The 15,216-nt window shown below is 59.7% G+C and carries 12 protein-coding genes; all 12 read left to right on the top strand.

Annotation, left to right across the window (positions count from 1 at the left end; genetic code table 11):
- The first annotated feature begins 200 nt into the window (after positions 1-200).
- The 12 genes from B5520_RS20500 (at position 201) to B5520_RS20440 (ending at position 15,215) form a co-directional block, all read left to right on the top strand.
- Positions 201-2,615: a xanthine dehydrogenase family protein molybdopterin-binding subunit gene (locus B5520_RS20500; RefSeq protein WP_079598916.1), complete on the top strand. Its 2,415-nt coding sequence runs from the start codon at positions 201-203 to the stop codon at positions 2,613-2,615.
- Positions 2,616-3,446: an FAD binding domain-containing protein gene (locus tag B5520_RS20495; RefSeq protein WP_079598915.1), complete on the top strand. Its 831-nt coding sequence runs from the start codon at positions 2,616-2,618 to the stop codon at positions 3,444-3,446. It abuts the gene before it with no gap.
- Positions 3,443-3,970, top strand: a complete 528-nt coding sequence (locus tag B5520_RS20490; RefSeq protein WP_079598914.1) for a (2Fe-2S)-binding protein — start codon at positions 3,443-3,445, stop codon at positions 3,968-3,970. The genes B5520_RS20495 and B5520_RS20490 overlap by 4 nt, the downstream gene beginning before the upstream one ends.
- 46 nt (positions 3,971-4,016) lie before the next feature.
- Positions 4,017-4,799: a PaaX family transcriptional regulator gene (locus B5520_RS20485; protein WP_176156936.1), complete on the top strand. Its 783-nt coding sequence runs from the start codon at positions 4,017-4,019 to the stop codon at positions 4,797-4,799.
- Positions 4,800-5,087: 288 nt separating this feature from the next.
- A complete protein-coding gene (locus B5520_RS20480) occupies positions 5,088-5,855 on the top strand; it encodes an IclR family transcriptional regulator (protein WP_079598912.1) in 768 nt (255 codons plus the stop codon).
- Between the two features lie 608 nt (positions 5,856-6,463).
- Positions 6,464-7,423: an ABC transporter substrate-binding protein gene (locus tag B5520_RS20470; protein WP_079598910.1), complete on the top strand. Its 960-nt coding sequence runs from the start codon at positions 6,464-6,466 to the stop codon at positions 7,421-7,423.
- Between the two features lie 46 nt (positions 7,424-7,469).
- Positions 7,470-9,116, top strand: coding sequence for a thiamine pyrophosphate-binding protein (locus B5520_RS20465; protein ID WP_079598909.1), 1,647 nt, complete (start codon positions 7,470-7,472; stop codon positions 9,114-9,116).
- Positions 9,074-9,922 (top strand): ABC transporter permease, encoded by an 849-nt coding sequence (locus B5520_RS20460; RefSeq protein ID WP_079598908.1) that lies wholly within the window; start codon positions 9,074-9,076, stop codon positions 9,920-9,922. Before B5520_RS20465 ends, B5520_RS20460 begins: the two co-directional genes overlap by 43 nt.
- Positions 9,919-10,692 carry an ABC transporter permease gene (locus B5520_RS20455; RefSeq protein ID WP_079598907.1) on the top strand — a complete coding sequence of 258 codons (774 nt, stop codon included), beginning with the start codon at positions 9,919-9,921 and terminating at the stop codon, positions 10,690-10,692. The genes B5520_RS20460 and B5520_RS20455 overlap by 4 nt, the downstream gene beginning before the upstream one ends.
- Positions 10,682-11,545 (top strand): ABC transporter ATP-binding protein, encoded by an 864-nt coding sequence (locus tag B5520_RS20450; RefSeq protein WP_079598906.1) that lies wholly within the window; start codon positions 10,682-10,684, stop codon positions 11,543-11,545. Before B5520_RS20455 ends, B5520_RS20450 begins: the two co-directional genes overlap by 11 nt.
- Positions 11,546-11,688: 143 nt before the next feature.
- Positions 11,689-13,251 carry a (2,3-dihydroxybenzoyl)adenylate synthase gene (locus B5520_RS20445; RefSeq protein WP_217700354.1) on the top strand — a complete coding sequence of 521 codons (1,563 nt, stop codon included), beginning with the start codon at positions 11,689-11,691 and terminating at the stop codon, positions 13,249-13,251.
- Between the two features lie 251 nt (positions 13,252-13,502).
- Positions 13,503-15,215, top strand: a complete 1,713-nt coding sequence (locus tag B5520_RS20440) for an FAD-dependent monooxygenase (RefSeq protein ID WP_079598904.1) — start codon at positions 13,503-13,505, stop codon at positions 15,213-15,215.
- Position 15,216 lies beyond the last annotated feature (1 nt).

The following is a 15,216-nucleotide window of genomic DNA, read 5'->3' as shown; positions in this document are numbered from 1 at the left end:
CCTGTCTCATGACAGGTCAGTATCGGACGTTCCGAGAAGCAGGCGACCCCGAAGCCATCAGCATGTCGTTCCCGTCGGCGAAGTGATCAAACGCGGCTCTGCTGCATTGATTACCTGCTCGGGTCGCCGTAAGCAGAATCCGGTTTGTGGCCCGAAGCGCCCCACGACCTCCCCAAACAATCACCAAGGAAGGTGCACTTGTGGTTAACGTTGGTAAGCCCATCAAGGGCATGAACAATGATCGTCTTGTAGCCGGAGGCGGTTCATTCGTAGCAGACGTTCAGCCGAGGGGCGTGGCGACAATGGTTGTCCTTCGAAGCCCCCACCCCAACGCTCGGATCAAGTCGATCGATACCTCCCAAGCGCAGGCGGTTGAAGGTGTCATTTACGTCTTGACGCCCTCCGAGATCCGCGAAAACACAAATCCCATCCCTGAGGCGATTAACACCAGGGCGTTGGGAGCCCAGTATGCACCGTGGTATGCCCTGTGCGTGGAGCGGGCCCGCTATGTTGGCGAAGCAGTAGCTGCTGTTCTGGCGGAAGACGAGGCGACAGCTCTGGCTGCTCGCGATCTGATCGAAGTAGATTACGAACTGCTCCCTGTCGTCCCCAATGCGGAAGTGGCGCTTGCGGAAGGAGCACCCCTGGTCGAGCCCGGGTGGACCGACAATGTCCTGATCCGGCAGAAACTGGTCACGGGAGATCCGGAGCAGGCATTACGGGACGCCGCCGGCACCGTAAGTGGGCGTATCAAGTCGGCTCGAATTCAGGCTTCTCCCATTGAAACCCGCGGCGTGGTTGCCTCCTGGGACCAGCACCGGAAGCGTCTAACCTGCTGGTCCTCAACTCAGGCCCCCCACGTCTTGCGGACCTACCTCGCTGAGGCCATGAGGTTGTCCGAAAACGACGTTAGGGTCATCCAGCCTGACGTGGGGGGTGCTTTCGGCATCAAGTGCCCCACGACGCAGGAAGAGGTTCTTACCTCCTACATGGCAAAGCGGACACAGCGGACGGTCAGGTGGATCGAGGACCGCCAAGAGCACCTCCTTGCAGCCGGGCACGCCCGCGATGTAGAAGCGGAGTACACCGCCGCCTTCAGTTCAGACGGAGCCATAACATCGCTGCAGATGCGGATGGTCGCTGACGTTGGTGCCCCGATTGCCCTTGCTGGCTGGGGGATGGCCTACGTGACGTGGCTCTGCGTACCGGGGCCCTACAAGATCGCCAATCTTGAAACCGAACTGATAGCAGTCGTCACCAATAAGAGCCCTTGGCAGGCGTACCGGGGCTACGGCAAGGACACGGCATCGTTCTTCCTCGACCGGGTCATCGAACATGTCGCCAAAGAGGCCGGACTTCCCAGTTCCGTCGTGCGTCACCGGAATTTCATTCCCTCCAACGAATTCCCATTCATGCAGCCGACCGGCGCCATCCTGGACAGCGGCAACTATGCCGGAACACTGGATCAGCTTTTGGAAAAGCTTGATTTCGAAGGATTTGCCGCACGCAAAGCCGAGGCCCGCAGGCAGGGAAAGTACATCGGGATCGGGCTGGGTCAAGAACTGACACCGGAAGGTTTCTGCATGCCCGGCAGTCTTTATGCCGGCTACGAGGCTTCTACCGTCAGAGTCACCCCCGGAGGTGATGTCTCGGTCCTGACCGGCGTCACATCTCCAGGGACAGGTAACGAAACCGGCATCGCCCAGATCGTTGCAGATGCGCTGGGCTGCAGCCTGAACAGGATACGTGTCACCCAGGGAGACACGGACTCGTGCCCTATGGGTTCGGGTAACTACAGTTCCAGATCGCTTATGTTAGGCGGTTCCGCTGCACACCTCGCCGCTTTGGAGATCAGGAAGCAGATGACAACGGTGGCTGCCAGCATGCTGGGTGTTTCGGCGGACACAGTGAGCATCATAGAAGATGTGTTCAGCTCTACCGAGGCTCCCGAAGCGAGGGTTACGTTCAGCGAGGTAGTGCAGCAGGTGTACCTCTTTCCCCATGGCAAACACATGGACAACACCGATCCGGGATTGGACACGACAAAAAGCTTCAAAATAGGCAATGTCTACCACCAGCCGGAGGTGGACGGAAAATTCAACGGCTACCCAACATGGTCCAATGCCAGTTCGGGAGCCATCGTCGAAGTTGACCCTGAAACCGGTGTGGTGAAAGTGGAGAAGTTTGTCCTCATTCATGACTGCGGGCCAATTGTGAACCCACTCTTGGCGGAGGCCCAGCTGCAGGGGGCCATCACGCAGGGGATAGGTTCGACACTGTATGAGTTTGTTGCCTATGACGACGAAGCGCAGCCCATCACAAGAAGCTTCATGGACTACACCATGGTCACGTCCCAGGAAGCGGTGGACATCGAAGTTGGTCACCAGAACACTCCGTCGCCCTTCACCCCTCTGGGCACAAAAGGCGTTGGTGAGTCGGGGGTCGGAAGTCCACCGGGAGCCATCACCGCGGCGATCGAGGATGCGCTTAGTGACTTGGATGTTCGCTTGACCGAACTACCAGTCACCCCCAGCCGTCTCTGGACCGCAATTCAAGCGGCTAAAACAAACGTCATGGCCGAAGTTGCGCAAGTACCGGAAAAGGAGATGGTCTAAGTGCTTCCCCAGGAATTCACTTTCCACGCCCCAAGGACAGTGGAGGAGGCTCTGGAGCTGCTGTCCGGAGAGGGGACACCACAGGCGCTTGGTGGCGGAATGAGCCTGCTTCCGCTGATCAACCTAGGTACTCGAACCGCTACAAGTCTCGTTTCCCTTAGGCGGATTGACGAGCTGAAATTCATCGAAAGCAGCGGCGACCTACTCAGGATCGGGGGAACAGTGACCCACGTGGAGATCGCCTCAAATCCTGGGATAACCAGGCTTTGTCCTCCCCTGGCTGATGCTGCCAGCAAGATTGCTGACGTGCAGGTAAGAAATCGCGGCACTATCGGCGGTTCCCTTGCCCACGGATACCCGGGTGCTGAATACCCGACCGTTCTCAGCGCCCTTGGAGCAACCGCTGTTCTGCAAAGCGCAGGCACATCCCGTGAACTGCCTGTCCAGGACCTCAACGTGGGCCGATTGGAAACCGTCGTCCGTCCCGATGAAATTATCACTGAGGTCCGCGTCCCTACCCTGGCACCTGACGTACGCACCGCTTACATCAGGTTCGCCCGCGTCATGGGCAACTATTCAACGGTCAACGTCGTTGCTCTGGTCAGGAATGATCGTTCAGTAACCCTCGGGTTCGGGGGTGCAAAGTATCGTCCCGTTGTGGTGGAATCCCACCTTGATGCTGACTTCGAAGGCGCCGCCCGTGACGCCTGCATAGAGTCGTATTCCGACCACATGGCTACAGCCGAATACAGGGTCGCGATGGCCAGCGTGCTGGCCCACAGGGCTATTGACCTCGCACTAAGTTACAGCGTTCTTCAGGAGAAAGTATGAGCACCTTCGAAATTGACACCACGATCAACGGAAGGCCCGTCCGGCACTCCGTTGACGCCCGCAAGACCCTCGCCGTGATGCTCCGCGACGACTTTCAGCTCACCGGCACCCACATCGGCTGCAAAACCGGTAACTGCGGCGCCTGCACAGTGGAGCTTGACGGCGCCACAGTGAAGTCCTGCTGCGTCATGGCCGCGGAGTCCGACGGCAGCGAGGTTACGACAATTGAACAGCTCAGCCAGGGTGGGGAACTACATCCCATGCAGGAAGCTTTCAGCCACAATCAAGCGCTGCAGTGCGGATTCTGCACTCCAGGCATGATCATGTCCGCCTGTGCCCTGCTCAAGACGAAGAGCGAGCCGACAGAAGAAGAAATTCGTCTGGGCCTCAAAGGTAACCTCTGCAGATGCACTGGCTATGACAAAATTATCAAAGCGGTTCAGCAGGCCAGCAAAGACGCTCCGTCGGGAAACCCGGACGTGACCTCAGCTGCTCCATTAGAAGCAACTGCCCTGAACGGGTAAATCGAGTTTCGGATCAGGAGAGGCGGGCATCATGCAGGCAAGGTCAGTGGTTTTTGACCTTTTCGGCGATTACATCCGTGAGGATGGCGGATCGATTTCATTGCAGAAACTCTCCGCTCTCCTCGAATGCTTTGACGTAGCCCCGGATTCGGCCCGTGTCATTATGTCCCGGGTAACCAGGGAGGGATGGTTCGACACCACCCGTGCGGGTCGCACCAGCACCTACACGCCGTCGGCAAAAGGATGGGAACTTCTTGACTCGGGCCTGCAGCGCATCATGCAATCGCCCTCTCAGGAAAAGTGGAATGGCATCTGGTACCTGGTTATTTTCAGCGTCCCTGAACGTGACCGTGCGGCAAGATCGAGATTGAAAACCACCCTGTCCTGGCTCGGTTTCGGCCAACTGGCCCCGGCAACTTGGCTCGCCCCCCATGACAAATTGGATGAGGCTGAAGAAGCGCTGCAAGCCGAGCCCAGTGCTAAGTACGATCTCTTTGAGGCCCGCAGTCGAGGTCTCAAAGACGACCGGGAGCGGGCAGCGCAAAGCTGGGACCTCCAAGAACTTGCGCACGAGTACCGGTCCTTCATCCCCAGATGCGATGAAATTATCAGCGCCTCCGAGTCTGCGTATACTGGCCGCTCGGCCCTCATAACACGAACCAGGCTTATTCACGACTATCGCAAATTTCCCTTCCGGGACCCTGGACTTCCGCCGGAGCTGCTACCCGCGGACTGGCCTGCCGTGGAGGCGCACACAAAGTTTCTTCAGGCGTTCGACAGGCTTCGCCCCGAGGCTGTCAAGTACTACGAGAGCCTAACCCAGGACTGACCTCTGTCCCCAATTAGAGTCCTGCATTGCGGAGGGCCGCTCTTCGCGCTACATAAGTGCCGCTGACCGCACCCGCACTTCAACTGCAGCCAGGGTCGCGTCGAAGTGCGCCACGGACCGGTCACCGGCAACGGTGGTGTTGGCTTGCACTCCATCGCCGACACCCTCCGACAAGCCCGTCAGATCCAGCAGCGACTCCCCATGACCGGGATGCCACGGCTGCGGTCAGCCACGATGAACGCAGAGAACACTAGGACCAACGAACATTAACGTCGTCGGGAGGCGATTATGGCGCGCGCATCCGCTGGCCGCTCTACGCTGAGTCGCCACCTGCAGGTCCTGGGTGCCTTCACCACGAACGTCACGTTCCTCACGATTTCCCAGCTTTCCTTGAGGAGCGGCCTACCACTCGCGACCACCCACCGGCTGATCGCGGAGTTGGTGGATCAGGGATTGCTGGAGCGTCAGGACGACCTCACGTACCGTCTCGGGGTGCGACTTTGGGAACTGGCCTCCCGCACTCCCGGTGCGCTCGGGCTGAGGGAGATAGCCCTCCCTCACCTACAGGAGGTGCATATGACGGTGAGGCAGCACGCCCAACTCGGCATTCTGCAAGGTCGAGACGCGCTGTTTCTAGAGCGGCTGTCGTGGCCGGACTCCGTCGTGAACATCACCACCATCGGCGGTCGCTTGCCATTGCACGCCTCTGCATGCGGACTGGTCTTGCTGGCGCACGCGTCACGCGATCTCCAGGAAGAGATCCTCTCGGCGGATCTGGTGAAGTTCACCGAGCTGACAATCACTTCACCGGTCGAACTCCGCCATCTACTGTCACGAGTGCGTCAGGAGGGTTACTCCATTTCCAACGGGTTTATCCATCCTGAAGTCATAGGGATCGCGGTTCCCGTGTACGGCATCGGCGGTGACGTGATCGCAGCAATCAGCGTCATCGTTCCCAAGGATGACAAACCTGTTCGCCCTCGAGTGGAACTACTTCGAAGTGGATCACAGCGAATCAGCGCGGGTCTGAAAGCCGCGAACGGAAACGGCCGGTGACAAGCTGACTCGATCGTCCGAAACCCGCATGAGAGCCCTTCTGCATGGAAAGCTAAATCGGAGCGGCGTACGCAGTAAGCATGAGCGCCCCCTACTTCGTGAAGCTCGTCCTCGACCGCGTACCAATGACCGGCGCCACGGCAATGTTGCGGCCGTACATCTGCCACGAGCACGAGGATCCCGAGTTCACGGGCGCGTCGCTTTGGACCCTCGAGAACGTGGCCGCGAGCCTCAAGCTCTGCAACAAAAGGCCTTCGCCCCGCTGGGTGGTGCCCGATGCGTCGCCGTGCATCTGGATCCGTCAACCTTCCAAAGAGCAACGGCAAGTAGATCCCCGACGCGACGTTCCAGAACAGCTGGATAACCAAGGACGTGCTCCATTCCGGCGCACTGCTCTCGGCCGGGTCGGACTGGTCGTCCGTGCTGCCGACACCCGACCCGTGGGTCGGGCTGGAGGCTCTGGTCGCCCGGCGGAACCCGACCGTCCATGCTAGCTCGGACCGCAGACTAGAACTTTTCCGTTGATGCGAAAGCCGCGAGACGGGTGCAGTGGTTCCTGACCTAAGCTCACCCCGTGCCTATCAGGGTACCTTCACAAGGAGCAGACGATGTTTCAACGACGAAATAAGTTCGCACGACTGGCCGTGCCAATCCTCGCCGCAGCGGCACTCGCGCTGACCGGGTGCGGAAGTGGCGCGAGCTCCTCGAAAAGCGGCGCGGAGCCGGTCAAGGTTGGTTATTTCCCCTTGGCACACACGTCTACCGTAGTCAACGCCGATAACGAAGGACTTCTCACCGCGAAGGACCTCACGATCAACCTCGTCCCGACCGAGGGTGGCGCCGCCGCGATCACTGCGCTCACCTCTGGGTCCATCGACATCGGGTACACGAACTACACCTCGATTTTGCTCGCCGTGGCCAAGGGACTGCCGATAAGGGTTATCGAAGCCAACGATGTGGGCGCAACCGACCACGGCATCTTCGTCAAAGCCGACTCCGACATCCAGTCGGTGAAAGATCTCGGCGGCAAAACCTTCGCTGTCAACAGTCTTCAGACGATTGGCGCACTCGGGCTGTACTCGCAGTTGACCGACGCGGGAGTGGACCCGGCGACGACCAAAGTCGTCGAGATCGCGTTCCCTGACATGCAGGCGGCCCTTGAGCGAGGCTCCATCGACGCCGCATGGCTAGTCGAGCCGTTCCAAGCCGGCGCTCTCGCTGCGGGAAACCGTCGAATTGGGGATATGTTCACAGGGTCAATGAAAGACATTCCTGTTGCCGGTTGGATGACAACCGATCAGTACGCGAAAGACAATCCCGACGTGATCGAAAAGTTCGCTTCAGCGATCAAGGAGTCGAAGACACTGTTAGCCGGCGACCGTGAAAAGTTCGTCTCCCTCGTCCCAACATTCACAAAGGTGCCCGCTGCGGTCGTCGAGAAAATGACCTTACCGTCCTTCGAATCCGAGCTCAGCAAAGAGAAACTTCAGCTGACCGCCGACCTTATGCACAAGTACGGACTGATAGAAAAACCGATCGACGCGAGCTCGCTGCTGATCAAGCGATGACTAAAAATTCGATATCGATGGCTGGACGGGGCGAAGGCGGACTGGAATGAAAGTTGCAGAGGCAGTGGGCAGAACCCTCGCCCTGCTCGGCGTGAAGAACGCGTACGGGGTCGTCGGCAGCGGCAATTTTCACGTCACCAACGCGCTGATCGCCGAAGGCACCACGTTCGTTGCATCGCGCCATGAGAGCGGCGCTGCGATGATGGCGGACGCCCATTCCCGCATGAGCGGGGAAGTCACCGCGGTGACCGTGCACCAGGGCTGTGGACTGACGAACGCGCTGACGGGTATCACAGAAGCGGCTAAGAGCAATACGCCGATGATTGTGATCGCCGCTGATACGCCTCCGTTCGATGTGACCTCGAACTTTTGGATCAACCAGTCGATGGCAGTCCGAGCCCTTGGAGTGGCGGTGGACCGCATCCACTCCGCAAGGACGGCCGTGGAGGACTGCGTTCGTGCTGTCTCCGCAGCACGAAACGAGAGGCGCACGGTGGTTATCAACTTACCGCTCGACGTCCAGCAGCAGGACATTACCTGGCGGCCGGAGATGGTCCCGAGCCTCGTGCAACCCAGTAAGGCGGTCGCGTCACCCGATGCTACCCAGCAGCTCGCCGACCTGCTGGAAAGAGCAGAACGACCACTGATTGTCGGTGGGCGTGGCGCGCAAGGAGCTCGCGTCGAGCTTGAGCATCTGGCGGAAATTTCAGGGGCCCTACTCGCCACCTCGGCTGTCGCACGCGGATTGTTCACCAACAACCCGTGGTACCTGGACGTAATGGGGGGGTTTTCGAGTCCTGCGGCCGCCGCGCTCATCGAGGGCGCTGACCTGATCGTAGCGTTCGGAGCAAGCCTGAATCATTGGACCACGAGAAACGGCGAACTCCTGAGCGACTCCCTCGTGGTGCAGATCGACGACGTTCGGGAGAACCTGGGACGCCATTGTCCCGTCGACCTCGCCATTGTGGGTGACACGGCGCTGGTCGCGTCCGTCGTGACTGCAGAACTTACGTTCCGTGGTGCCCACAATCAGGGGTACCGGACCGCGGACGTGCAGCAGACAATCGGTACGAAAGTTCCATGGCGCACCGTACCGTTCGAGCCAATCGATTCCGCCGCCTTCATCGATCCGCGTGCTCTGACAATAGCCTTGGACGACATACTGCCGCGCGAACGCCAAGTAGTGTTGGACAGCGGGAACTTCTGCGGGTACCCGGGTATGTTCCTCACGTTGCCGTCCGCGAATCGGTTCTGCATGCCGTTGGCCTTCCAGTCTGTCGGACTCGGGCTGTCTGCCGCGATCGGCGCGGCGCTTGCGCAGCCGGACTTGCTGACGGTCGCCGGGCTGGGTGACGGAGGCTTCATGATGAGCCTGGTTGAACTCGACACCGCAGTGCGGCTTCAGGTGCCGATGCTGATCGTCGTCTATAACGACAATGCCTATGGCGCCGAAGTGCATCACTTCGACGACGCATCGCAGAAGCAGACAGTGGAATTCCCGCCCACGGATATCGCTGCAATCGCGCGCGGGTTCGGATGCGATGCGCTTACTGTCAAAGCCGAGTCGGATGTAATTGGTGTGCTCGATTGGGTCAGAGGGCGGTCCGCACGCCCATTGGTGATCGATGCCAAGATTTCATCCTTCCCGTCATGGGTGCTCAAGCACTCGTTCACCGCAGAGGCGCTGGCGTGATGGCCGGACGGCGACCGGCGACAGCGCAGCGACAACAGTGGGCGAAGCGGTCGCTCGGGCTGGTCGGAGTACTTGGTTTTCTGCTGATGTGGCAGTGCGTCTCATTGACCGGTGTGATCAACCCGCAGTTTCTGCCTCCGGCAAGTGCTGCCATCACGGCTCTGGTGGTGAGCCTTGGCACCCTGGAGTTCTGGGAAGCGGTCCGTGAAACGATGCTGGCCTGGGGAATTGGACTGGGCATCGCTGCGGTCACGGGAATCGTGGCGGGTTTTGTCATCGGTTCGAGCAGCTTTATCCGCAAGGCTACCCACTCGACAATTGAATTCCTGCGACCGATTCCTTCGGTCGGCCTGATCCCCATAGCAGTGATCCTCTTCGGGGTGAAGATCGAGTCGTCGTTGATGTTGATCATCTACGCGGCGTTCTGGCAGATCCTGATCCAGGTTCTCTACGGCGTGGCCGATGTCGACATGGTTGCCGACAACACTGCCCGATCGTTCGGTCTAGGTCCAGTCTCGCGCCTTCGTTATGTCACCTTCCCGTCAGCGCTCCCGTTCATCTTCACGGGCGTCAGGCTGGCAGCAGCGATAGCGTTAATCCTCGCTATCACCGCCGAGTTGATCATCGGCAGTCCTGGCCTAGGACATGCGATTGCTCTCGCCCAGTCCGGTGGTGCGGTAGCTGAGATGTACGGCCTTGTCCTCGCCGCAGGTCTCATCGGAGTCATGGTCAACCTGACGATGCGTTTGCTTGAAAAGAAAACGCTCTCGTGGCATTCATCTATCCGGTCGGAGATCGTCATATGAAGATCCTCAAGTCCATTGCATACGCCGTGGGTCTACCGATCATCCTGATCATCATCTGGTGGGCAGCGACCCTAGGCACGGCCAATTTTTACGCCCCCTCGCCTGCGCTTCTTGTCGAGACCTTCGCTCAGGTGTGGTTTAGCGAGCTGTTCCTGACCGACGTCCTGCCGAGCATCGGCCGGATGCTGGCGGGTATCGCTTTGGCCATCATGATTGGAATCACGGCGGGGCTCGCGATCGGCACGACCCGGTGGCTTCGCATGCTGCTCGAACCCACCCTGGAGTTCCTGCGCGCTGTGCCTCCCCCGGTGCTGATTCCCGTCATGATGCTGATCATGGGGATCTCCGACTCGATGAAAATCGTCACAATCGTCTTCGGCTGTGTCTGGCCCGTCCTGCTCAACACCGTAGAGGGCGTGCGCGCCGTCGACTCCGTGCTGTCGGATTCCTCCCGTAGTTACGCCATCGGGGGGCTGGCACGCGTTCGGCACCTGCTAATCCCCAGTGCGAGCCCCCAAATTATGGTCGGAGTTCGCCAGTCGCTGTCGCTCGGTCTCATCCTGATGGTGATCTCGGAAATGTTCGCGTCGTCGTCGGGACTGGGCTTTTCCATCATCAAGTTTCAGCGATCCTTCGCGATACCGGAGATGTGGTCTGGCATTGCCCTGCTCGGGTTGATCGGCGTCGGGTTGTCATTCCTCTTCCAGTTCGTGGAGCGCAAAGCGCTCCGCTGGTACCACGGTCAGAAAGAAGTAGAACATGCCAGCTAATCTCTCCATCGCGACGGATCGTCATATCGCCCTGTCCGTGCGGGATCTCAGGAAGGTCTATTCGAGCGACGCCGGCGACGTCGAAGCCGTGCGCAACCTCACGTTCGACCTGCCTGCGGGTGAACTTGCGTGTCTCGTAGGGCCGTCCGGCTCAGGGAAGACGACTCTGCTGAAATGCATCTCGGGATTGATGAGGCCCACCGGGGGCACGATCCTGCTCGACGGGAACAAGATCGTCGGACCACCCAAGAAGATGGCCGTCGTGTTCCAAGAATACGGTCGGTCGCTCTTCCCCTGGATGAGGGTACACGAGAATGTCGCGCTCCCTTTGAAGAATCAGCGCGTTCCAAAGGCACGTCGAAAAGAATTGGTCGATCAGGCGCTCGAAGCCGTGGGACTTGCACACGTTCCGACTTCCTACCCGTGGCAGCTGTCGGGAGGTATGCAACAGCGGGTGGCGATCGCCCGGGCGATCGCGTACCAACCTGAAGTTCTGCTCATGGATGAACCCTTCGCCGCCGTGGATGCGCAGACCCGTGCCGACCTGGAAGATTTGATCCGAGATGTGTGGGAAAAGCTCGGATTGACCATATTGTTCGTTACGCATGACATCGACGAATCCGTGTACCTGGGCGAACGCGTAATCATCCTGTCTAGCTCACCCACGGTTATCCAGGACGACATTCGGGTGGACCTGCCCGACGTGCGCGATCAGCTGGAAACCCGCTCTCTTCCGCGCTTCACGGAATTGCGCCATCACGTCTACCAGCAGATCCAGCTTGCGAAGCTCAATCATCGTCCAGCGGATGCAGCGCGCCCTCCACAAGCGTCACGCATGGTGCGTGACGCATGACACATGAAGCACAGCCGCAAAGCCTGAAGACATCTAACGAAAGGGAGGACTCCAAGACTCACCCAGTGTCATTCGGCTTCGTGCCATGGCCGCCAGACAAGGCTCAGCAGTATCGACGAGCCGGGCTATGGACAGGAGAGTTAATGGGCGACCTTCCTGCGGTGTGGGCCCAAAAATGGGGCGACAAGGTCGCCGTGGTTGAGCGCGACCGCGTGTTCACTTTTACCGATCTGGAGACGGAAGTGAGCGCCGTTGCCGTCCAGCTGGCAGCATTCGACATGAAGGGAGCGCCGCACGGCGATCGAGTCCTGGTACAGCTCCCTAACACGGTAGAGCTAATCGTGATCTTACTCGCCTGCTTCCGACTAGGGCTTGTTCCCGTTCTCGCCCTGCCCGGCCACCGATCCGCCGAACTGGAGCATCTGGCGGCGATGACCGAGGCGCGCGCAATCGTCGTTCCCGACTCGTTCCGGGGATTCGACCACCGCGGACTCGCGCTCCAGCTCATCGACCAGCATGACGTGCTGAATCATCTGATCGTCGTCAACCTCGAGCAGCAGACAGCCGCAGTCGAGGGTCGACTTCGCTTCTCGTTTCCCGCTCCCGTCGATTCCCCGCGATCGCACAACGAGGCCCCAAGCAGTGACAGCGTCGCTGTGCTCCTGCTCTCCGGGGGGACGACAGGGACCCCCAAGCTCATCCCTCGCACGCACGACGACTACATCTACAACTTCCGGGCGTGCGCCGAGGCTGCAGGCTTCACTCGTGACACGGTCCTTCTCCTAAGCATTCCCGTCGCACACAACTTCGGGCTGGCCTGCCCAGGGGCCCTCGGGGTGTTAGACGCAGGCGGGCGGGTCGTGCTCGAACCGAGCCCCGACCCCGAGAAGGCATTCCGAGCAATGATCGCAGAGAACGTCACCGATGCCGCGTTGGTGCCGGCCGTGCTGCAGCGGTGGATGGATGAAATGGACACGACGGGCATGCGACCTCCGTCGCTGCGCCGTGTGCAGGTGGGCGGAGCGCGTCTTTCCGACGAAGTTGCCCGACGAGTCAGGCCCGGATTTGGTTTGCAGCTCCAACAGGCCCTGGGCATGGCCGAAGGATTAGTGAACTACGTCCGCCCCGACGACCCGGACATCGTGGGGGTGGAGACACAGGGGCGACCGGTAAGCGAATACGACGAGATCCGAATCGTTGACCGGAACGATGTTGACGTGGCGCACGGCAAGGTTGGGCAGCTACTGACGAGGGGGCCTTACACGATCCGAGGGTACTGGAGAGCTCCTGAACACAACCGCTCAGCTTTCGATTCACAAGGGTGGTACCGGACCGGCGACCTCGTGCGTTGGCATTCGACCGGAAACCTCACGGTCGAAGGCCGCGTCAAGGACGTCATCAACCGTGCCGGAGAAAAGATATCGGCGGAAGAGGTCGAGAATTACTTGTACGCGCTTCCCGGTGTGCTTCGGGTGGCGGTGGTCGCGATCCCCGACATAACGCTCGGCGAGAGCATAGGTGCGGTGATCGTGCCAGTCGACCCATCCGAGCCTCCCACTGTCGAGTGGGTTCGCTCCCGCCTGCTCGCAGCGGGCGTGGCGGCGTTCAAGATCCCGCAGCATGTTCGCTCCGTAGATGACCTGCCCTTGACCAAGGTCGGAAAGATCGACAAAGCGGCGGTTCGCCGCCTTTTCACCCAGGACTGACTTCTGTACTTCACCTAGAGCGGCCCTTCATTATGGAGGGCCGCTTTTCGTGCTGCATAAGAGCCGGCGATACGCCCGGAGTTCGATTTGCACCGCGGCTTCTAAAACTGCTTACAGGTCATCTGAACTGAGAGCCGCACCACAACCTTACGAAACAAGATCTTGATACTTCGTAAATTTACTGTTTCAATTGTGGGAGATGTCAAAGCCGACATCGGTGCCTGCGGGCATCAAGTAGAGAGGTTGCCCGGATGAAGGTAACAATCATCGGCGGAGGACCTGGCGGTCTGTACCTGGCGAGTTTGCTTGGAGAACGTGTGCCCTCAGCAGAAGTGACGCTCTATGAGCGCAACCCGCTGGGAGCCACCTACGGTTTCGGTGTGGTCTTCAGTGAGCCCACCATGCAAAACCTGAAAAACAATGACCCGGCAGGATTCGAAGAGCTTTTTGCTTCCGCTGCCAAATGGCCGGGAATCGACATCAAGATTCGGAACGAAGTGTGGCGCTGTGACGGAAACGGATTCTCGGCTATCGAGCGGCGCCGCCTCCTTAATGTCCTGCATGAGCGTGCGGACCGCGCCGGCACTGACATGCACTACGAAACGCTCATTACTCCGGAGTCTCCCGAACTCGCAGATGCAGACATCGTCGTCGTTGCCGACGGCGGAAACAGCATGTGGCGGACTCAGCAGGCCGCAGATCTTGGCGCGACAGTAGAAACCGCATCAGCGAAATTCATCTGGTTCGGAACGACAAAGGTTTTCGACGAGATGACATTCCTGTTCGAGAAGAACGAACACGGATGGTTCGCTGTTCACGCGTACCCCTACAACAACGAAGCAAGCACCTTCGTTGTCGAAACGGATGAAGCAACGTGGCGACGTGCCGGCCTGGACGCCTTCGACACAACTCAGCCACCCGGGGCGTCCGATGAGGCAACCGCGGCCTATGTCGAAAAGCTGTTCGCCAAGCACCTCGACGGCGGCCGGATGATTCTCAACAACTCCCGGTGGGCCAACTTCCGAACTGTGCGCACCAGGGACTGGAGGGTGGACAGCAAGACGGTACTTCTGGGAGATGCAGCCCACACGGCTCACTTTTCTGTCGGCTCCGGCACAAAGATGGCCATGGAAGATGCCCTGTGCCTTGCGGAACGGATCGCGGCAGTCGTAGCCGGAGATCAGGACGTTGACACCGCGCTGTCCAGCTACGAGGACGAGCGCCGCCAGGATGTCCGCCGCATTCAGGACCTTGCCCGCCCGAGCCTGTCCTGGTGGGAACACTTCGGTGAATACGCCGAGATGCCTCCGGCGCAGTTCACGTTCCACTTCCTTACCCGCAGCGGGCGGCTGGGACGGCGCCGGCTGGAACGGTCCGACCCGGAGTTTGTCAAAAGGTCACTCGGAGCCCTCCTGGGCAGCGCTACGGCACCGATTCTGAACACTGAATACAAGGCCAACTCAGAACTCAGCTTCTCCTCACGCATCCTTGGTCTTACCCCTCAGACGACCCCTGTCGGCCCAGGCAGCGACTCAATCGATGCACAGTTGGAATCGGCCATCCCTGATCTGCATGGCCGGGTCCGCCCCGGAACCCAGCGTGAAATTGCCATCTTCGCGGGCCGAGGGTCCGGCATCTGGTGCTGCGCGCCAGCACATCCTGACCAGACAGAAGAATTCGTCAAGGAATCGATTGGTTCCTTCGGCGCCGATCCGCTGGTCATCGTAGAAGCCGCTTCCGTTGATGACGGTGACATCAGGGCAGCCGCTGATGCCGCTGTGGCCCAGCAGCGCGTCGCGGAAATCCTCCGGATCCGGCACGGCTTCGTGGTGGCCCTCGTGCTTCGCGACTGCACTGCCGACGTCGCAGCATCCCTCATCATCTCCGGCAGGACCGACCTTGTTGCTGTGCCCGTCACCCAGGTCAAAGAAATCCTCGATGAGGAGTTGGCCATTCATGCATAAC

Origin of the sequence: Arthrobacter sp. P2b, assembly GCF_900168295.1 — a bacterium.
In the GTDB taxonomy this organism is placed as follows: Bacteria; Actinomycetota; Actinomycetes; order Actinomycetales; family Micrococcaceae; genus Arthrobacter.
This window is presented reverse-complemented; position numbering and strand designations above follow the sequence as displayed.

Bases quoted from the DNA above. Each gene is read 5' to 3' on its own strand.
- B5520_RS20490 (WP_079598914.1), top strand. From the start codon at position 3,443: ATGAGCACCTTCGAAATTGACACCACGATCAACGGAAGGCCCGTCCGG.
- B5520_RS20480 (WP_079598912.1), top strand. From the start codon at position 5,088: ATGGCGCGCGCATCCGCTGGCCGCTCTACGCTGAGTCGCCACCTGCAG.
- B5520_RS20470 (WP_079598910.1), top strand. From the start codon at position 6,464: ATGTTTCAACGACGAAATAAGTTCGCACGACTGGCCGTGCCAATCCTC.
- B5520_RS20465 (WP_079598909.1), top strand. From the start codon at position 7,470: ATGAAAGTTGCAGAGGCAGTGGGCAGAACCCTCGCCCTGCTCGGCGTG.
- B5520_RS20460 (WP_079598908.1), top strand. From the start codon at position 9,074: ATGGGTGCTCAAGCACTCGTTCACCGCAGAGGCGCTGGCGTGATGGCC.
- B5520_RS20455 (WP_079598907.1), top strand. From the start codon at position 9,919: ATGAAGATCCTCAAGTCCATTGCATACGCCGTGGGTCTACCGATCATC.
- B5520_RS20450 (WP_079598906.1), top strand. From the start codon at position 10,682: ATGCCAGCTAATCTCTCCATCGCGACGGATCGTCATATCGCCCTGTCC.
- B5520_RS20445 (WP_217700354.1), top strand. From the start codon at position 11,689: ATGGGCGACCTTCCTGCGGTGTGGGCCCAAAAATGGGGCGACAAGGTC.
- B5520_RS20440 (WP_079598904.1), top strand. From the start codon at position 13,503: ATGAAGGTAACAATCATCGGCGGAGGACCTGGCGGTCTGTACCTGGCG.